Origin of the sequence: Nostocoides sp. (assembly GCF_037045025.1) — a bacterium.
Lineage (GTDB): Bacteria > Actinomycetota > Actinomycetes > Actinomycetales > Dermatophilaceae > Nostocoides_A.
In genome coordinates, this window is record NZ_JBAOHM010000011.1 from 434,888 (window position 1) to 452,880 (window position 17,993).

Annotated in this window: 20 protein-coding genes and 1 pseudogene; 15 read left to right on the forward strand and 6 right to left on the reverse strand. The window is 69.2% G+C overall.

Features of this window, described 5'->3' with window-relative positions:
- Positions 1 to 2: 2 nt before the first annotated feature.
- Positions 3 to 926: a carbohydrate kinase family protein gene (locus V9G19_RS13205; RefSeq protein WP_462285868.1), complete on the reverse strand. Its 924-nt coding sequence runs from the start codon at positions 924 to 926 to the stop codon at positions 3 to 5.
- Between the two features lie 139 nt (positions 927 to 1,065).
- Between V9G19_RS13205 and V9G19_RS13210 the strand changes: the two genes are divergently transcribed.
- Positions 1,066 to 1,656: a DUF4245 domain-containing protein gene (locus V9G19_RS13210; protein WP_462285869.1), complete on the forward strand. Its 591-nt coding sequence runs from the start codon at positions 1,066 to 1,068 to the stop codon at positions 1,654 to 1,656.
- Here V9G19_RS13210 and V9G19_RS13215 read toward each other — a convergent pair.
- Positions 1,646 to 1,906, reverse strand: a complete 261-nt coding sequence (locus V9G19_RS13215) for an exodeoxyribonuclease VII small subunit (RefSeq protein WP_462285870.1) — start codon at positions 1,904 to 1,906, stop codon at positions 1,646 to 1,648. The two genes, V9G19_RS13210 and V9G19_RS13215, sit on opposite strands and share 11 nt — an antisense overlap.
- Before the next feature lie 48 nt (positions 1,907 to 1,954).
- Positions 1,955 to 3,196, reverse strand: coding sequence for an exodeoxyribonuclease VII large subunit (xseA, locus tag V9G19_RS13220; protein ID WP_462285871.1), 1,242 nt, complete (start codon positions 3,194 to 3,196; stop codon positions 1,955 to 1,957).
- 66 nt (positions 3,197 to 3,262) lie between these two features.
- Here xseA and V9G19_RS13225 point away from each other — a divergent pair, with 66 nt between their 5' ends.
- Positions 3,263 to 4,276 carry a 4-hydroxy-3-methylbut-2-enyl diphosphate reductase gene (locus tag V9G19_RS13225; RefSeq protein WP_462285872.1) on the forward strand — a complete coding sequence of 338 codons (1,014 nt, stop codon included), beginning with the start codon at positions 3,263 to 3,265 and terminating at the stop codon, positions 4,274 to 4,276.
- A gap of 44 nt (positions 4,277 to 4,320) precedes the next feature.
- Here V9G19_RS13225 and V9G19_RS13230 read toward each other — a convergent pair whose 3' ends face one another.
- Complete coding sequence (locus V9G19_RS13230) at positions 4,321 to 5,535, reverse strand: DNA recombination protein RmuC (protein WP_462285873.1); 1,215 nt, start codon at positions 5,533 to 5,535, stop codon at positions 4,321 to 4,323.
- 51 nt (positions 5,536 to 5,586) lie between these two features.
- On the opposite strand from V9G19_RS13230, the gene V9G19_RS13235 reads away from it, so the two are divergent.
- From V9G19_RS13235 to V9G19_RS13270, 8 genes and pseudogenes are all read left to right on the forward strand, one after another.
- Positions 5,587 to 6,222 carry a hypothetical protein gene (locus V9G19_RS13235; RefSeq protein WP_462285874.1) on the forward strand — a complete coding sequence of 212 codons (636 nt, stop codon included), beginning with the start codon at positions 5,587 to 5,589 and terminating at the stop codon, positions 6,220 to 6,222.
- Positions 6,215 to 6,739, forward strand: a complete 525-nt coding sequence (locus V9G19_RS13240) for an NUDIX domain-containing protein (protein ID WP_462285875.1) — start codon at positions 6,215 to 6,217, stop codon at positions 6,737 to 6,739. Before V9G19_RS13235 ends, V9G19_RS13240 begins: the two co-directional genes overlap by 8 nt.
- Positions 6,740 to 6,751: 12 nt before the next feature.
- Complete coding sequence (gene ychF, locus V9G19_RS13245) at positions 6,752 to 7,837, forward strand: redox-regulated ATPase YchF (RefSeq protein WP_462285876.1); 1,086 nt, start codon at positions 6,752 to 6,754, stop codon at positions 7,835 to 7,837.
- Positions 7,838 to 8,055: 218 nt separating this feature from the next.
- Positions 8,056 to 8,514, forward strand: a complete 459-nt coding sequence (locus V9G19_RS13250; protein WP_462285877.1) for a hypothetical protein — start codon at positions 8,056 to 8,058, stop codon at positions 8,512 to 8,514.
- A gap of 54 nt (positions 8,515 to 8,568) precedes the next feature.
- Positions 8,569 to 8,772, forward strand: a pseudogene (locus V9G19_RS13255) (type II toxin-antitoxin system RelE/ParE family toxin).
- Positions 8,759 to 9,097, forward strand: coding sequence for a HigA family addiction module antitoxin (locus V9G19_RS13260; RefSeq protein WP_462286242.1), 339 nt, complete (start codon positions 8,759 to 8,761; stop codon positions 9,095 to 9,097). Before V9G19_RS13255 ends, V9G19_RS13260 begins: the two are co-directional and overlap by 14 nt.
- Positions 8,994 to 9,608 carry a GNAT family N-acetyltransferase gene (locus V9G19_RS13265; RefSeq protein ID WP_462285878.1) on the forward strand — a complete coding sequence of 205 codons (615 nt, stop codon included), beginning with the start codon at positions 8,994 to 8,996 and terminating at the stop codon, positions 9,606 to 9,608. The genes V9G19_RS13260 and V9G19_RS13265 overlap by 104 nt, the downstream gene beginning before the upstream one ends.
- Positions 9,609 to 9,632: 24 nt before the next feature.
- Positions 9,633 to 10,394: an SRPBCC family protein gene (locus V9G19_RS13270; protein ID WP_462285879.1), complete on the forward strand. Its 762-nt coding sequence runs from the start codon at positions 9,633 to 9,635 to the stop codon at positions 10,392 to 10,394.
- A 31-nt stretch (positions 10,395 to 10,425) separates the two neighbouring features.
- Here the strand turns inward: V9G19_RS13270 and V9G19_RS13275 are convergent, their stop codons facing one another.
- The gene (locus V9G19_RS13275) at positions 10,426 to 11,511 is read right to left on the reverse strand and encodes a hypothetical protein (protein WP_462285880.1); all 1,086 of its coding nucleotides are present in this window, start codon (positions 11,509 to 11,511) and stop codon (positions 10,426 to 10,428) included.
- Between the two features lie 42 nt (positions 11,512 to 11,553).
- The gene (gene galK, locus V9G19_RS13280; RefSeq protein ID WP_462285881.1) at positions 11,554 to 12,702 is read right to left on the reverse strand and encodes a galactokinase; all 1,149 of its coding nucleotides are present in this window, start codon (positions 12,700 to 12,702) and stop codon (positions 11,554 to 11,556) included.
- A 55-nt stretch (positions 12,703 to 12,757) separates the two neighbouring features.
- Between galK and trpS the strand changes: the two genes are divergently transcribed.
- From trpS to V9G19_RS13305, 5 genes are all read left to right on the forward strand, one after another.
- Positions 12,758 to 13,786: a tryptophan--tRNA ligase gene (gene trpS / locus V9G19_RS13285; RefSeq protein WP_462285882.1), complete on the forward strand. Its 1,029-nt coding sequence runs from the start codon at positions 12,758 to 12,760 to the stop codon at positions 13,784 to 13,786.
- 21 nt (positions 13,787 to 13,807) lie between these two features.
- Positions 13,808 to 14,323, forward strand: coding sequence for a 2'-5' RNA ligase family protein (locus V9G19_RS13290; protein ID WP_462285883.1), 516 nt, complete (start codon positions 13,808 to 13,810; stop codon positions 14,321 to 14,323).
- A gap of 4 nt (positions 14,324 to 14,327) precedes the next feature.
- Entirely contained in the window at positions 14,328 to 15,425 is a 1,098-nt protein-coding gene (locus V9G19_RS13295) for a YihY/virulence factor BrkB family protein (RefSeq protein WP_462285884.1), read from the forward strand.
- A 10-nt stretch (positions 15,426 to 15,435) separates the two neighbouring features.
- On the forward strand, positions 15,436 to 16,515 hold the full coding sequence (locus tag V9G19_RS13300) for a mannose-1-phosphate guanylyltransferase (protein ID WP_462285885.1): 1,080 nt from the start codon (positions 15,436 to 15,438) through the stop codon (positions 16,513 to 16,515).
- A gap of 155 nt (positions 16,516 to 16,670) precedes the next feature.
- Positions 16,671 to 17,882 carry an amidohydrolase gene (locus tag V9G19_RS13305; RefSeq protein WP_462285886.1) on the forward strand — a complete coding sequence of 404 codons (1,212 nt, stop codon included), beginning with the start codon at positions 16,671 to 16,673 and terminating at the stop codon, positions 17,880 to 17,882.
- Positions 17,883 to 17,993 lie beyond the last annotated feature (111 nt).

Below are 17,993 nucleotides of genomic sequence, written 5' to 3' on the forward strand. Positions count from 1 at the left end.
GATCAGAGTTCGTCGAGGCTGGGCGCGTAGGCGCCGGCACGGGAGACGGTGATCGCGCCGCAGCGAGAGCCGCGCCGGATGGCCGGGATGACCGCCTCGACATCGGCCCGGAACAGACGATCCCGCTCGGCGAGACCACCGATGAGCCCCGCGGTGGACAGGCCGGAGAGCAGGCCCGCCATGAACGAATCCCCGGCGCCGACCGTATCGACCACCCGAGTGGGCGGCGCTGCCAGCGTGACATATTCCCCAGTGGTGGTCAGCCGGAAGCTGACCCCGTCGGCCGCGCGGGTCGCGACAGTCAGGCCAGGACCGAGGTTTCCCCACCGCGTCAAGACTTCCTCCAGACCGACTCCCGGATAGAGGAGCTCGAGGTCGTCGCTGCTCGCCTTGACGACATCGCAATAGCCGATAATCGACTCCATCTGGGCCCGGACCTTGTCGAGATCGCCCATGATCGACGGGCGGATGTTGGGGTCATAGGAGATCGTCGCCTGCACCTTGCCGCGCTGCAGCGCCGAGACGACGTCATTGGTCCCGGGCAGCAGGACAGCGCCGATCGAGCCGGTGTGGATGTGGCCGACCTCGGGGCCGATGTCGATGGGGCCCGGATCCCAGTGCAGGTCGAACTCGTAGGTGGCGGCGCCGCCCTCGTCGAGCATGGCCTTGGCCGTCGACGTCGGCTGGTCCTTCGATCCGGAGTCGACGGTCACGCCGCGCCGCTCCAGGTGGTCGCGGATGCGGTCGCCGCGGGCGTCGGAGCCCAAGCAGGTCGCCAGCCGGACAGCGTTGTCGAGTCGGGCCACCCCGACCGCGACATTGGCCGGCGAGCCGCCGACGTGCTCGACCGGGTTCTCGGCATACCGCTGCACGATGTCGATCAGCGCCTCGCCGATGATCAGGAATCGCTCCGAACCGTCCGCCATTATCTGTCCCTTCACCACGTCGACACTGACCCCACCGACTCTAGCGCCGCAGGCAAGGGCGTGCGCGTGGTGGTAGCCACCGCGGCGGCGGCACGACCCAGGATTCACCCGACGCCGGTTCATGGGCGACGATAGGCGCATGAGTGAACAGGTCGACGTGGGCCTCTCGCAGGCCCGGCCCGCGGGTCGGGGGGCGAGCCACTATGCCCGCGGCACGGCCGCCAATATGGTCCGGTCGCTCCTCGTGATCGGCGCTCTGATGGCGGGGCTGTTCTTTGCGGTGGCGCGCACCAACACCGTGTCTGTCCCCCAGGTCGACGTCGACGCGATGGCCCGCCAGGTCGTCGCGAACACCGGCTGGCCGATCGAGGTGGCACGGGACCTGCCGGACGGCTGGACGGTGAGCGCGGTCCGCTTTGCGACCTCTACGGACGGGCTGAAGACCTGGCATGTCGGCTATCAGACCGAGGACCGCAAGTATGTCGCGGTGGAGCAGACGATCGACGCGAGCGCCGGCTGGGTCCGGGCCCAGACCAACCGGGCGCCGATCACCGGATCGGTGAGCGCCGGTGGTCGCGAGTGGGCGGTCCATGTCCGCGACCAAAAGGTCCAGAACAGCCTGGTCAACGACCCGCCGCAGACGGGCCGGCTGACGACGCTGCTCACTGGAGACGGCTCGGTGGCCGACCTGCAGGTGCTCGCCGAACACCTGCAGGGGTTCACGACGTAGGCGTGGGCGGCACGGCGGCCTCGGCGGCATCGAGCCACTCGGTGCACCGGGCAGCCAGCGCTTCTGCGCGCTGCCACAGCGTCATGCTCTCCTCCAACCCGACGCGACCTCCCTCCAGGCGTGCGACGATGGCGACCAACTCGTCGCGGGCGTGCTCGTAGCCGAGCGTCGAGACATCGCCGGGATCCGGTGTGGCGGAATCGGCCTCGGTGCCGGGTGGGATCTGGTCCGGCTCTGGGGCGGCGCTCATCGGGCAACTCCTTTGGGTCGGCGGTGGCCGGCGGGCATGAATCGGTGGTCAGGAATCGGTGGCCCGGACGGGGAAGTCGCCGCGGGCCACGCGCACCCGCAACAGGTCACCGATCGCGATGCTCGCCTGGTCGGTGACTACGGTGCCGTCGGGCTCGGTGACGATCGCGTAGCCCCGATCGAGGGTTGCCTGGGCGGACAGCAGCCGGGCCTGGGTGCGCAGGTGCCCGACGCGCTCGCGCTCGCGCTGCACTCCGGCGAGCAGTTGTTGGCGGGCGCGTGCCCGCCAAGCCTCGATCTCGGTCCGCTGCGCGCGCACGTATGCCGTGCGATCGCGCAGCACGGGGCGGCGAGTCAGCTCGGTCACGAGTGTGCGCTCGCGGTCGAGGCGCTCGCGAGCCAGTCGGCTGAGAGCCTGGCGCTGGGCACGCAGCCCGGCGCGCTCACCGGCCGCGTCGGGAACGATCAGCGCCGCGGCGTGCGTCGGTGTCGAGGCGCGAGCGTCCGCGACGTGGTCGAGCAGGGGCGTGTCGACGTCGTGCCCGATCGCGCTGACGATGGGGGTGCGCGCGGCAGCGACCGCGCGCAGCAGGGCCTCGTTGCTGAACGGCAGGAGATCCTCGACCGACCCGCCACCGCGGGCGATGACGATCACCTCAACGTCGGCGAGGTCGTCGAGTTCGGCGAGGGCTCGGCATACGTCCTGCACGGCGGTGCTGCCCTGGACCGCGACCGAGCGGATCTCGAAACGCAGGCTGGGCCAGCGGCGGCGGGCGTTCTCGACGACGTCGCGCTCGGCGGCACTGGCCCGCCCGCTGATCAGCCCGACGGTGTGCGGGAGGAACGGGAGCGCGCGCTTGCGCTCGGGCGCGAACAGCCCTTCGGATGCCAGCGTCGCCTTGAGGTATTCGATGCGGGCGAGCAACTCCCCGACCCCAACCGGACGGATCTGGCGGGCATCGAGCAGCAACGTGCCCCGTCCCTCCCAAAAGGAGGGCTTGGCCTGGATGACGACCCGTTCGCCCGGTTGCAGGGGGCGGGGCATGGCGGCCAGGGCGTTGACCGAGATCGCCACCGACAGCGACATGTCGACGTCGGGGTCGCGCAGCGTCAGATAGGTCGTCTTGGCGCCGGGGCGGTGGTTGAGCTGGACGACCTGACCCTCGACCCACAGCACCGACATCCGGTCGACATACTGGGCGATCTTCATGCTGAGCAGGCGAACGGGCCAGGGCGACTCCGCGGTGGTCTCGGCCGCTCTCTCGGGCAGCCCGGCGGTGCTCGTCGACACAAGGTCGAAGCGTAGGCGCTCGATCTGACATGGGGGCTGGTCGACCCGCCAATCTAGAATCGGGGTATGCCCGAGACACCCAAGCGCGTGCTGCTGGCCGCCCCGCGTGGCTATTGCGCGGGCGTGGACCGCGCCGTCGTAACCGTGGAGAAGGCGCTCGAGCTCTATGGCCCGCCGGTCTATGTGCGCAAGCAGATCGTGCACAACCGGCACGTCGTCACCACTTTGGAGAAGCGGGGGGCGATCTTTGTCGAGGAGACCGAGGACGTGCCCGAAGGCGCGACCGTAGTTTTCTCGGCGCACGGGGTAGCTCCGGTCGTCCACGAGCAGGCGCGCGAACTCAGCCTCAAGACCATCGATGCCACCTGTCCGCTGGTCACCAAGGTCCACAGGGAGGCGGTCCGCTTCGCCGGCGACGACTTCGACATCCTGCTCATCGGGCACGAGGGCCACGAGGAGGTGGTCGGTACCTCGGGAGAGGCCCCCGAACACATCACGCTCGTCGACGGCCCCGACGACGTGGCCAATGTGCAGGTGCGCGACCCGGAGAAGGTCGTCTGGCTCTCCCAGACCACGCTCTCGGTGGACGAGACCATGGAGACCGTCCGCCGGCTGCGCGAGCGGTTCCCGGCGCTGCAGGATCCCCCGAGCGACGACATCTGCTATGCCACGCAGAACCGGCAGCTGGCGGTCAAAGACATGGCCGCGCAAACCGACCTGATGATCGTCGTCGGCTCGCGCAACTCCTCCAACTCGGTGCGGCTGGTCGAAGTGGCCCTGGAGCATGGCTCGCGGGCGGGACACCTGGTCGACTACGCCGACGAGATCGACGAACGCTGGCTCGACGGTGCCTCGACCGTGGGCGTCACGAGCGGGGCGTCCGTTCCCGAGGTGCTCGTTCGCGATGTCCTCGCCTGGCTCGCCGAGCGTGGCTTCGATGACGTCCAGCCGGTCATCGCGGCCCAGGAGTCCCTCGTCTTCTCCCTCCCCAACGAGATCCGCCGCGACCTGAAGGCACGCGGGTTGTCCGATCGGCTAACGCACGACGGCGCCGCAGCCGATGCCGGCTCGCTGCACTGAAATCACTGCACTGAAATCACTGCACCGAAATCACTGCACCGACATCAGCCGGCGGCGGATCTGCCCCTCCCCTCCCCTCCCGTCTCCCCCGGCGCCGAGCCGTGCGGCAGGCCGAGGTCGAGTTCGGGCCGGGCTTCGGCATCGGCCACCGCGTCGATCAACTCGATCGCCGTCAGCGGGCGAATGGCAGCGGTCACCGGCCGCTGCTCTGGCAGGAGATCACTGGCTAGGCCGAGGTCCTGCATCCGCCGGGCGGTGACCAAGACCCGGGACTCCATCGCCCCGACAACGGCGTTGTAGGCCTCCACGGCGCTCGTCAGGCTGCGGCCGAGCTTGACCGTGTGCGCCCCGAGCGTGCCCAGCCGGGCATACAGCTCGCGGCCCAGGCCGAGCAACTCCTCGGCATTGGCCGACAGGGCATCTTGCTGCCAGGTGAAAGCCACCGACCGCAGCAACGCGAGCAGCCCGCCCGGGCCGACGAGAACCACGTGTCGGCTCAACGCGCTCTCGTGCAGTGCGGGATCGGCCGCCAGCGCCGCCGACAGCATGGCCTCGGACGGCACGAAGCAGACCACCGCCTCCGGTGAGCCCGTGAACGCCGACCAATACTCCTTGCCGGCCAGTGACCCGACGTGGCCCGCGAGGGCCCGGGCGTGCTCGCCGAGCAGCCGCGTGCGGTCTGCGGCGGGAAGATCCTCGGCCTGGGCCCGCAGGAAGGCAGTCATCGGGACCTTGGCGTCGATGACCAAGCGCCGCTCGCCTGGCAACTGGACGACGACGTCCGGGCGCACCCCCTGGGCGTGCCGGCTGACCGCCGACACCTGTTCGTTGAAGTCGCAGTGGGCCAGCATCCCGGCGTGCTCCAGGACCCGCCGCAATTGCACCTCACCCCAGGCGCCCCGAACCGAGGAGGCGTTGAGCGAGCCGGCCAAGGACGCCGTGTGCCGCCCGAGGCTCGATGCCTCCTCCTCGACCCGGCCCAAAGCCGAGCGGATCGTCGCGAACTGGCCGACCCGATCGCGCTCCAAGGCCGCGACCTGGCGCTCCATCCGCCCGAGGGTGTCGTGCACCGGCCGCAGGACCGCGGCCGTCTCGGAATCCTCGCCGAGGGCGGCCTCCAGGTCGGACACCCGCAGCCGCAGCAGGTCGCGCTCGGTCACCGCCTGCACCAGGACGGCGGCGGCGCGGAAGTGGACGAGCAGCCCGGCCAGGGTTGCGCAACCCAGCGCGATGGCGACGGTGAGGATCCAGGGCTCCATGCGGCATACGCTCCCAGAGGGCACCGACAACGCCCCGGTAGCCTCATCGTCGTGACTGAGCCGGAGAGCATCGAGGCTTATGCCGAGCGGGTCTATGCCGCTCAGGCCGCTGCGGGGGGCCACCTGCCGTTGGCTGCGGACGGTTTCACCAGCTGGGCGGTCTTTCCCTTCGAAGGGGAGTTGCGGGCAAAGCCGCTCGAGCCGCTCGTCGAAGACGAAGCACCGCGGGCCGGCGAAGACCCGGACACCTGCTGGTGCACCGACTCCGGCCGCACCACCCCCGACTGGCCGGTGGTGTGGCACAACGAGACCTGGCACATCAAGACCGCGCCCCCGTCCGGCTCGCCGCTCATCCTGGTCCTGGAGCCGAACGCCCACCACGACCTGGCCGACCTGCCGCCCGACCTCGCGGCCGAATACGGCGTCCTCAGCGTCCTGCTCGTGCGGGCCATCGAGGCGCTGCCGAGCGTGGGACGCTGCCACACCGCCCGATGGGGCGACGGCGGGGCACATGCGCACGCATGGTTCCTGGCCCGCCCGGCCCGCCTGCCCCAGCTGCGGGGCACGTTCATGGCGGCGTGGGACGACATCCTTCCGCCGATGCCGGCCGCGGCCCGCGACGACAACGCGGATTTCGTCATCGACCGGCTGATCGCCGACCACGGGGGCGAGCGCGCCGGTGGGTGAGCCGCATACGCCCGGATCGGGGATCCACTGGGACGACGCCAAGCGCCTGACGTTCATCCGCACCCTCAACGAGCGGCTGCCGACCAAGCGCGTCATCGCCCAGGGGGTGTTGCGCAACGAGTGGGGGGAGGTGCTGCTCTGCGAGCTGACCTACAAGAAGGAGTGGGACCTGCCGGGCGGGGTCGTTGATCCGGGGGAGTCCCCGGCTCACTGCGTCGAACGGGAATGCCGCGAGGAGTTGGGGCTCGAACTGCCGGTCAAGGAACTGCTCACCACCTCGTGGTTGCCGCCCTATCGCGGTTGGGACGATGCGATCGCCTTCCTCTTTGACCTCGGCGTCGCCGATTCCGCCCTGGTGGAGTCGATGACCCTGCAACGGCGAGAGATCGCGGCTGTCCACTGGTGCGACGCCGACGCAGTGGCCACGCGCACGGCGGAGTACGCCGCCCGCCTCATCGTCGCCGCCCTGTCCGGGGTCGCGGCCTATCTGGAGGATGGCCGCGTGAGGCGCGGGTAGAATCTTGACCCCGTGGCTCTCACCATTGGCATCGTCGGACTGCCCAACGTCGGCAAGTCGACCCTCTTCAACGCGCTGACCAAGAACAATGTGCTCGCGGCGAACTATCCGTTCGCGACGATCGAGCCCAACGTCGGCGTCGTCCCACTCCCCGACGCCCGCTTGGGCCGGCTGGCCGAGATCTTCAAATCCGAGCGGATTCTGCCGGCAACCGTCTCCTTCGTCGACATCGCCGGGATCGTCAAGGGCGCCTCGGAGGGCGAGGGGCTCGGCAACAAGTTCCTCGCCAATATCCGTGAGGCAGACGCGATTTGCCAGGTCGTGCGCGCCTTCGTCGACGACGACGTCGTGCACGTCGGCGGCTTGGTCTCGCCGAAGGACGACATCGAGATCATCGAGACCGAGCTGATCCTCGCCGACCTGCAGACCTTGGAGAAGGCGGTGCCGCGGCTGGAGAAGGAGGTTAAGGGCAAGAAGGTCGACAAGGCGGTCCTGGACACCGCCGTCGCCGCCCAGCAGGTGCTCGAAAAGGGCAAGACTCTGTATGCCGCGGGACCGGCCGCCGGCGTCGACGCCGGCTTGGCAGCGGGGCTCGGTCTGCTCACGACCAAGCCGTTCATCTACGTCTTCAACCTCGACGAAGACCAACTCGCCGACACCGAGGTTCAGTCATCGCTGCGAGAGCTCGTCGCCCCGGCGGATGCGGTCTTCCTCAATGCCAAGCTCGAGATGGACCTGATGGACATGTCCGACGAGGAGGCACTGGAGCTGTTGCAGAGTTTCGGCGCGGAGGAGTCGGGCCTGGATCAGTTGGCGCGCACCGGCTTTCACACCCTCGGGTTGCAGACCTATCTGACCGCGGGGCCCAAGGAATCCCGCGCCTGGACCATCCACCAGGGCTGGACCGCGCCGCAGGCTGCCGGTGTCATCCACACCGACTTCCAGAAGGGCTTCATCAAGGCCGAGGTGGTCTCCTTCGCCGACCTCGACGAACTCGGCTCGATGGCCGCCGTCAAGTCCGCCGGCAAGGCTCGCCTTGAGGGCAAGGACTACGTGATGGCCGACGGCGACGTGGTCGAGTTCAGATTTAACGTCTAGCAAGGATCGTGTAGGTCATCGGTCGCCCTGGCGACCGATGACCTACACGATCTTGGGCCGAGGCGGGAGCGATCGGCGGCCGCGAGCGCGGGTTCGTTCCACCGACGCTCCAGCTACAACGGGTTGTTGCCGGAGAAGCACGTCGCCGTCCTCGGGGCCGGGGCGTCTTGCTCAACCCGCGCACCGGCAACATTCTGCCGGCGTGGATGAGAGACGAGATGGACGACGATCGCCTGCTGGGGATCTTGGGGTCGAATGGCGCGGGCAAGACCACGCCGATCCATGTGCTGGTGTGCGCCGACTTCCCCTACCCGGTGCCGCTCCCGCTGACTGCCGCGGACCGGGACGGCGGGTCCTGGTGGCCGCTGTCGATGCGTCAGGTCGAGACCTGCCGCACCCTCGTGTTCGACGCCCCTCGCCGTGCCTGCGCGCGTTCTTTGAGTCCCGGGTGGTCGACAACCTCGACATCGGTCGCCCGGATCGGGTCGAGGTCATCTTCACCGGGCGATCGACCCGACGTGGCTACCCGCGACACCTGCGGGGTCACCATCAACGCCGACTACAAGCACTCCCGGATCAAGCAGCACCTCAAGGACGGTCGCGCCCTGCGGATCGAAACCGTCTTGAAACCCCCGACGTGTCGGGCAGGGTTGTGTCCTTGCGAGCCCAGCCTTTGAGCGGGCCGCACCGTCCATCCTCACCGAGGATGGCAGGAGGTCGCCCCACGGCTCATCCGGGTGGCTCTACGTAAGCTTCGCCAAGTTGGCTCCGCTGACCCGCTTGACGATCTTCGATCGCCCCCGGCAATCGGCTCGAATCGCTCAAGGGTGACCGGGCCGGCCAGCACAGCATCAGGATCAACAGACCAGTGGCGCATCTGTTTCAGATGGGCGGACGCCGGACCAGAGGAGGTGGAGATCGCTGACTACCACTGAGAAGATCGCACCGATCCACCCTGGGGAGGTCCTCATGGAGGACTTCATCGCGGGCTTCGGGATCACGCAGAACAAGCTCGCCGTGTCGATCGGCGAGCCACCTCGCCGGATCAACGAGATTGTCCACGGCAAGCGAGGCATCACTGCCCATACCGCGCTCCGGCTAGCATCTGACCGTCGCGGGAAGGGAAGCCGCCATCGAGAGGAGCCGCTCGGCACGGTTGTCGCCACCAGGCGTACCGAGAAGCTCCTCTCGACCTGGACCAGCGGGCCAATCACTATCCGGTCCGGCCGCTTGGCATTCACCCCGGGTTCACGCGTCTGATCTAGGCTCGGCGCGTGCCACAGGAGAACGCGCAACCGGATGCCCCCGGGGCCGACTGGGTCATCGCGCCGGCGTCGGCGCCGGTCACGATCCTCGAGGCGCCCACCTGTTCGACAACGAGGTCACCGACGACGGCGCCCGCGACTTCCTCTCCCGGGACGGGCACGTGCTGCTTATCGCCCGAGACCGCGACAACCACCCCATCGGGTTCGTCACCGGTGTGGAGATGCGTCACCCGGACAAGGAGCCCGAGATCTTTGTCTACGAACTTGGTGTTGACGACGACTGGCGGCGCCAGGGCGTGGCGACCGCCCTGCTGGAGGCGCTGGAGGAGCACGCCGTCGACCGCGGCTGCCGGGGGCTGTGGACCGGCACGGAGCGCGACAATGTGGCGGCGCTGGCGACCTATCGCGGCCGCGGAGGCGTCGTCGAGGATGACTCGGTGATCGTCACGTGGGACGAGTTGCCCGACGACGCGCTCGACGCGCGCCGACAGGCCGCATCCGGCTGACGTTTCGTTCGCAGAAGGAGAATCGTGAATCCCGTTGTCCTGCTCGTTCTTGAGGGTCGGGTGCCTGACGGTGGGCAAGCCGCTCTCGAGGAATTCCTTGCCGAGGCGCGTGCGTACTACGAGGCCAACGACGGAAATCGCCTTGCCCTCCACTGGAATCGCGACGACCCCTGCCGGTTCCGCGAGACGATGAGCTATGCGAGCGAAGCGGCATACCTCGCCGATGATGAGCGCACGCGGTCCGACGCGAGGATGCGGGAGGTGCTCGAGCGCTGGCGCGCTCTGTTGGACGGGCCGCCCGAGGTTTCCGTATGGCGCCCGGCCACCCTCTCGGCGCCCGAAGCGCAGCGGGTGGTCACGGCTACACGAGAAATCGCCGCGAGCGCCGACACGATCTTCGAGTTCATCGCCGACCCCACGCGCCAGCCGCAGTGGGACGGCAACAACAACCTCAGCCAGGCCGCGCCCGGCCAGCGGGTGCGGGCAGTCGGCGACGTCTTCGTCATGCATACGACGAAAGGCATGGTCCGTGACAACCACGTCGTCGAGTTCGAGGAGGACCGCCGCATCGCGGGGAAGCCCGCGGAATCAGGTGGCGCCCCGATCGGACACCTGTGGCGCTGGGAGCTGGAAACCCTGGCCGACGGACGCACCCGAGTGACCCACACCTATGACTGGATGAACCTGCACGACGAGCGTCGCTTCGAGCGCGCGAAGTCGACGACGAGCGAGCGGTTGCTGGCCTCGATCGACCGGCTGGCGCGGCTGGCCCAGTCCAGCTGCTAGGGCGCAGACAGGCGACCCTAGGCACTCGGCGTCACCGCGGCGGCCGTGGCCGGCCGACGCTCCCCTTCGATCCGGGCAGGGCCAGCACATCAACCGCCTCGACGTGCTCGGCGATGGGCTCCAGCCGCACCAGGGCGCGCAGCACGAGGGCGGTCGCGACATCCGACTGGTGACCCTTGCGGCCGAAACTATGCTCCGCGAATCCCCGATAGGCCGACTTCGGGATGACCTGCCCGTCGCCGTCCAGCACGTATGCCGTCACGCACGCCCCGATCTCGGCCATCGCCTGCGTATCGGCCGGGTCCGCGGCCGGGGCGGCCCAGGTCCGCGGGAAGCGGCCGAGGGTCGCCACGACCTCCAGCGCCGAATACCACGTCGGCGGCCATTTGCCTTCCTTGAACGAACGGCCGTGGCCGAACATGTACGGCTGCTCGTTGCCGCGCCGCCGCCACACCTCCAGCGGAGTCCGCGTCGCAGCGTCCAGCCCGGCGGGCCTCGCCTCGTGGGGGAGCAGCGCATAGACGCGCAGCGCTTGGAGGGTCACCTGGGGGCACACGTCCGCCTTCCGGCCCGGCCCGCGGAAACCCACCGCAGGGTCTGGGACACACCGCCAGCCCGCCCCCTGCGGCGTCTCGGCCAGGGCTGCGCTCATGACCTCGATTCCCGCTTGCACAACGGGATCGGCGCCGCGCCCACCCCGGATGAGTGTCTCGAGGATCGCGTGGTGGTCGCACGGCAGCGATGACCAGCCGGTCCGGCCGCGGTAGCTCCCGAGCGACTGGAGGCGGCCTCTGTCATCCACGTGCCGCGTCATGGCATCGAGGCAGGCGTCGATGCGACCGTCGTCACCGGGCCGGACCCCGATGTCGAACAGCTGCCGCAACAGATTCGGTGCGAAGGAGGGCGCGGGGTGTCCGGAGATCCGGTTCTCGATCTCCCACGGAACGAGCCGATCAAGCAGGTCGCGCGTGTGCGGGTCGCCGAGCACCTGCCGACGGGTCTCCGTCACCACGGGATCGCTGTGCGGCCTCCGCTCGATCTCGGTCAAGGCCACCCAGCGCGCCGCGGGTTCGTCGGACCCAACCAGCCGCTCCACCCACGGCGGCTGCACGATCACACCAACGACGGTACTCCCCGGTGACCCCCTGATCCGCTGCGGCTACTCGTCTCGGCCCGCACCCGCCGACGCAGCCACCTCGAAGCAGTTCGGCTCCCGAAAGCCCTGTTGCGCGAAGGCGGTTCGCACGGCTTCGGCGGTAGCGGGCAGGATGTCCGCGGGCACAAGCGCGATCGCCGAGCCGCCGAACCCGCCGCCGGTCATCCGCGCGCCCAGGGCGCCGGCACCGGCCGCCGCCTCGACCGCGGTGTCCAACTCGGGGCAGGAGACCTCGTAGTCGTCGCGCAACGACGTATGGCTGGCCGTGAAAATCGCTCCCACGCGGCCGTATTCGCCCGCGCGCAGCGCCACGACGACGTCGTTGACCCGGCCGATCTCGGTGACCACATGTCGCACCCGCCGGCGCATCCCGTCCTCATCAAGGCGGGCCAGCGCGGCGGGCAGGTCGGCCACCTCGCGCAGCGTCTCGACTCCAAGAATGGCGGCGGCCCGCTCGCAGGTGGCCCGGCGCGCGCCATACTGACCGTCCACGAGTTCGTGGTGTGCGCGGGTGTCGATCACGAGCAGTGCGAGGCCGGCTGCGGCCAGGTCGACCGGCACCTGCTCGGTGTGCCCGTCCCGGCAGTCGAGCAGCAGCGCGTGGTCGGCGCGGCATAGCAGCGACGCCGACTGGTCCATCCCCCCCGTGGGCGCGCCGGCGATGTCGTTCTCGGCCCGGCGGCATACCGAAACCAGCTGGGCGCGACCCGAGTCCGTCGACAACAAGTCGAACACACACAGATCGCTGTATGCCGCGGCCACTGCGCATTCCAGCGCCGCAGACGAGGACAAGCCAGCGCCGAGCGGCACCCGGCCGTCGATCGCCAGATCGAGCCCGGGCACGGGGAACCCCGCCCGTTCCAAGGCCCACGGCACCCCGGCGACGTATGCCGCCCAACCCTCGACACGTCCTGGCCCCACCTCGTCCAGGGACACCTCGACGAGGCCGTCGGCCTGGACGCTCACGACGCGCAGGCGACGGTCCGCGCGGGGAGAGGCCGCGGCATACGTGCGCTGGGGGAGGGCGATCGGCAGCGCGAGCCCACCGTTGTAGTCGGTGTGCTCGCCGATCAGGTTGACCCGCCCGGGCGCGCTCCACAGCCCCTCGGGCGCGCGACCGAAGGCGACCCGGAAGGCCTCGCGCGCGTCCATCCGGCCACCCTAATCCTGGTGAGCGATCGGCCAACCGGCTGGCAGAATGGGACTCATGCCCGCCGACCCCGGCGCCACCCCGGCGCGCCCGAAACGAATCTTCTCGGGGATGCAGCCGACCTCCGACTCGCTGCATCTCGGCAACTACCTCGGGGCGTTGGTTAACTGGGTCAAGCTGCAGGACGACTATGACGCCTACTACGGCGTCGTCGACCTGCACGCCCTCACCGTGCCGACCGACCCGGAGGTGCTACGCCGGCGCACCCGTGTCACGGCCGCGCAGTTCCTCGCCGGCGGTGTCGATCCAGACCGGGCAACCCTCATGCTGCAAAGCCTCGTCCCCGAGCACGCCGAGCTGGCGTGGATTCTCTCCTGCCAGACCGGGTTCGGCGAGGCCAGCCGGATGACGCAGTTCAAGGACAAGACCGCCAAGGGCCAGCAGGCCAACGTCGGGTTGTTCACCTATCCGATCCTTATGGCCGCCGACATCCTGCTGTATGACGCGGATCTGGTCCCTGTCGGCGAGGACCAGCGCCAACACCTGGAGCTGACTCGCGACCTGGCAGAGCGGATGAACGCGCGCTTCGGCCCGCTGCTGACCGTGCCCGAGCCGTTTATCGTCACCGGCAGCGCCAAGATTCAGGATCTGCAGGAGCCGACGGCCAAGATGTCCAAGTCGCTCTCCAGCGACCTCGGCCTGATCGACCTGCTGGACGACCCCAACCGGATCACCAAGAAGATCAAGTCCGCAGTCACCGACAACGAGCGCGAGATCCGCTATGACCCGCAGGCCAAGCCGGGGATCGCCAACCTGCTGGTCATCCACTCGACCCTGTCGGGGACGCCGATCCCGCAGCTGGAGCAGGCGTTCGCGGGCCGGGGCTATGGCGACCTTAAGGGTGCGGTCGCCGAGGTTGTCGTCACGGCCTTAGAGCCGTTCCAAACCCGGATGCGCGAGTTGCTCGCCGATCCCGGTGAGCTGGACCGCATCGTCGCCGACGGATCGGCCAAGGCGCGCGTTGTCGCCGCCGACGTGCTGGGCCGCGTGCGGGATGCGGTCGGGCTGTTGCCGCGAGTTCGCTAACCACCGGTAACCTGCGTCGTCATGCCCACCATCGGCGTCGCTGTCGCGATCCCCGAACCGCATGCCGGTTTCCTGCAGGAGCGCAGGGAATCCTTCGGCGACCCCCTGGCTCACGCCATCCCACCGCATGTCACGCTGTTGCCGCCGACCGTCGTCGACGTCAACGACTTGGCGGCCTTCGAGGAGCACCTCGCCAAGGTCGCGGCTACCCACCCGAGCTTTGATATCGCGCTGGAATCGACCGGGACCTTCCGGCCGGTCTCCCCGGTGGTTTTCGTCCGACTGACCCGGGGTATGGCCGAATGTGAGGCGTTGGAGAGCGCGATCCGGACCGGGCCGGTCGTCCGCGAGTTGGATTTCGACTACCACCCGCATGTCACGGTCGCGCACCAGATCAGCGAGGAGGAGCTGGATGCGGCCTTTGTCGACCTCGATGACTTTGCGGTGACCTTCCACGTTCCGGCCTTCCACCTCTACCACCACGGGGACGACGACGTCTGGCGCCCCGTGCGCGGCTTCGACCTGCAAGGGGAGTGATCCCGTGGAGAAGCTCAAGGCAGTGTGGAAACGGATTCAGGCGAGCGATGCTTGGCGGGCCTGGTCGCGGTATGGCGATGCCCGCGGCAGCCTGCTCGCCGGCGGGGTCACCTACTTTGCGTTCTTCTCGCTGTTCCCGGCCATCGCGCTCGGTTTCACGATCTTTGGGCTCGTCCTGCGCGACCAGCCCACTCTGCTCGCCGACGTCCAGGAGGCGATCGAGAAGCAACTGCCCGGTTTTGTCAAGGGCGACGCCAACCCCGACGGTTTGATCCCCATGGCGATCCCGAGCGGGACGACGTTGAGCATCACCGCGATCGTCGGTGTGCTCGGGCTGCTCTGGGCCGGCCTGGGCTGGCTCGGCGCGCTGCGTGACGGGATCCGGGCGATCTTCGGGGTCGAGGGGTCGCCGGGCAACGTCGTGACCGCCAAGCTGCGTGACCTGCTGGTGTTGGCCACCCTCGGCCTCGGCGTCGTGCTCGCCGCGATGGTCAATGCGATCACGAGCGCTGTGGCCGGCACGGTCGCGGGCTGGATCGGGCTCGGTGAGCAGGCATGGATTGTCACGATCGCGGGCTTGCTCGCGTCTTTCCTTGCTAACGCACTGCTCGTCGCGCTCATGCTGCGGGTGCTCTCGGGCGTGGAGCTGCCCTGGCGGGCGGTGCGCAATGGCGCGATCTTCGGTGGGGTCGCGCTTACCCTGATCCAAACCTTTGCCTCGCGGCTGATCGCCGGGACGGTGGGCAACAAGCTGTTTGCCTCGATCGCGCTGGTCGTTGGGTTGCTTGCCTTCCTCAACTTCATCGCGCGGGCGATGCTGCTCTCGGCGGCTTGGGCGGCCAACGATATCGACGCGATCCACGCGGCCGCCGCCACGACCAGCGATGGCGAGCGCGAGAAGCTCGTAGAAGGCCCGCCGACGCAGGCGCAGGCCGCCGCCGAGTGGCGGCATCGGCGAGGGACGGGGCTGCCGGCCTGGGACCAGCGCGCGGTCGACCGGGCGAGTATCGCCTCGGGCGCCGTCCTTGGTGCGGCCGCGACGGCTGCCGCCGGGCTGGTCGCCGGCGCGCTACGGTCGATCCGCGGGCGGCGCGGGAGATAACGTCACTGCCATGGCCGTTCCCTTCGACTCCTTTTGTGCCGTCATTCCCGCGGGGGGTGCCGGCACGCGGCTGTGGCCGGTCAGCCGGGCCGCGTCACCCAAATTCCTGCACGACCTGACCGGCGCGGGGAGCACCCTGCTGCAGGCGACCGTTGCCCGGCTGCAGCCGCTCGCCGGCGATCGCATCCTGGTGGTCACGGGCACCGGGCACGCGCCCTTTGTGCGAGAACAGGTGCCGCAGCTGCCCGACGAGAACATCCTGGTCGAGCCGACTCCCCGGGACTCGATGGCGGCGATCGGCCTGGCGGCCGCAGTGCTGGAAGCCCGCGACCCGGACGCGATCCTCGGTTCGTTCGCCGCCGACCATGTCATCACCGACGAGGCCGCCTTCGACCAATGCATCGCCGAGGCCATCTCCCTTGCCGTCCAGGACCATCTGGTCACGATCGGCATCGCGCCCACGTATGCCGCGACCGGCTTCGGCTACATCCAATCAGGCAAGCCTGTGGCCGGCTTCCCCAGCGCCCTGCACGTGCGACAGTTCGTCGAAAAGCCGACCGCTGAGCGGGCCGCAGCCTACCTCGCCACTGGCGAATTCCGTTGGAACGCTGGGATGTTCGTTGTCCGTGCGCGGCGGCTGCTCGACCTGTTGGGACAGTGGCAGCCGCAGTTCACGGCGACGCTGCGCGAGCTGGCGGCCAGCCCGGAGCGGCTGGACGACCTGTGGCCGACGTTGCCCAAGATCGCTATCGACCACGCCATCGCCGAGCCGGCGGCCGACGCGGGTCAGGTCGTCGTCGTGCCGGGGCTTTTTGGCTGGGACGACGTCGGGGACTTCGACTCGCTGGCCACCCTGGTTGCCCCGGGCCCGCAGGGGATGCGGGTCGTCGGCGACCCGACGCTCGTCGAGGCGATCGACAGCAGCGGGATCGTCGTCACCCGAGACCGGCTCGTCGCCGTGCTCGGGCTGGAGGATGTCGTGGTCATCGATACCGAGGACGCCCTGCTCGTCACGACCGCGGCCCGCGCCCAGGACGTTAAGTCCCTTGTCGAGCGGCTCAAGGCCACCGGGAGGGCGCGGCTGTGCTGAGCCGACAAACCCACTGAGGCGCCAAACCCGCTGAGGCGCCAAACCCGCTGAGGTCTGGTCTCTTTGCTGAGGTCGTCATACCGGTAGTACGACCTCAGCAAAAACACCAGACCTCAGCGGAGTTGCCTTCGCCCACGGATAAGCTGACGATCGACATGATCCCGCCTCCCTTCTCTGCCCTGTGCGCCGCCGTCGACGCCGTCGTCCCCGACCTGATCGGCCTGCGCCGGGATCTGCATCAGCACCCGGAGCTGAGCCACGAAGAGCACCGCACGACCGCGGTCCTCGCCGAGCGTCTCGCGGCGAGTGGGATCCGCCACCGCCGGCTGACCTCGACCGGGGTGATCGCCGATCTCGGCCCGGCGGACGCCACCGTCCGGGTGGCGCTGCGGGCCGACATCGACGCCCTCCCTGTGCGCGAGCGGACCGGACTCGACTATGCCTCGATCAGTCCCCAGGTCTGCCACGCGTGCGGCCACGACGTCCACACGGCCGCGCTCTTTGGCGCGGCCACGGCGCTGCACGCGCTGGAAGCTTTCCTCGCCGAGACCCGCTCGGCCGTGCGGCTGTTCTTCCAGCCCGCCGAGGAGTCCATCCCCGGCGGCGCCGACGCGATCATCGCCGAGGGCGGGATGGAAGGGGTGGACGCGGCATACGCGCTGCATTGTGACCCCGGGCTCGATGTCGGCAGCGTCGGGCTGCGCGAAGGACCCCTCACCGCGGCATGTGACCGAATTCTGGTCTCGCTCAAGGGTCATGGCGGACACACCTCGCGCCCCCACCTGACCGAGGACCTGACCTTTGCCCTCGCGAAGCTGATCACCGACGTCCCGGCGATCCTCTCCCGACGGGTCGATCCCCGATCGGGCGCGCTGCTCGTGTGGGGCCAGATCCACGCCGGTCGCGCGGGCAATGTGATCCCGTCGACCGGAGAGGCCGAAGGCACCTTGCGCGTCCTCGAGGCCGACGTCTGGCACGGCTTGGAGCCGCTGGTCGCCGAGATTGTCGAGGACGTGATCCGCCCCTTCGGCGTCCAGGCCGAGCTACAGCACATCCGCGGCGTACCACCGGTCGTCAACACCGCCGACGCCATCGCCGACCTGCGCACCGCGGCAGCAGCTGTCGACCTCGCGACCGTCGCCTCGACGCAGTCGATGGGCGGCGAGGACTTCGCCTGGTATCTCCATCATGTGCCCGGGGCGATGGCCCGGCTCGGCACCCGGGCCCCCGGCGGACGGACCTACGACCTGCATCAAGGCGACCTGATCATCGACGAGGCGGCGATCGCGGCCGGCGCCAAACTGCTCGGCGCGGTGGCGCTGAGCGCGATCGCGCGGCATACCGCTGCGCACGTCCCGACTTCGTAACGGTTGCCACGTCCGGCACGTCAACGACGGCACGGCGGCTCCGGGGAACTATCCTTCGATCGGTTGGCGCGTTGATCTGCGCCACGAACGGGACAAAGGAGAACCACCTTG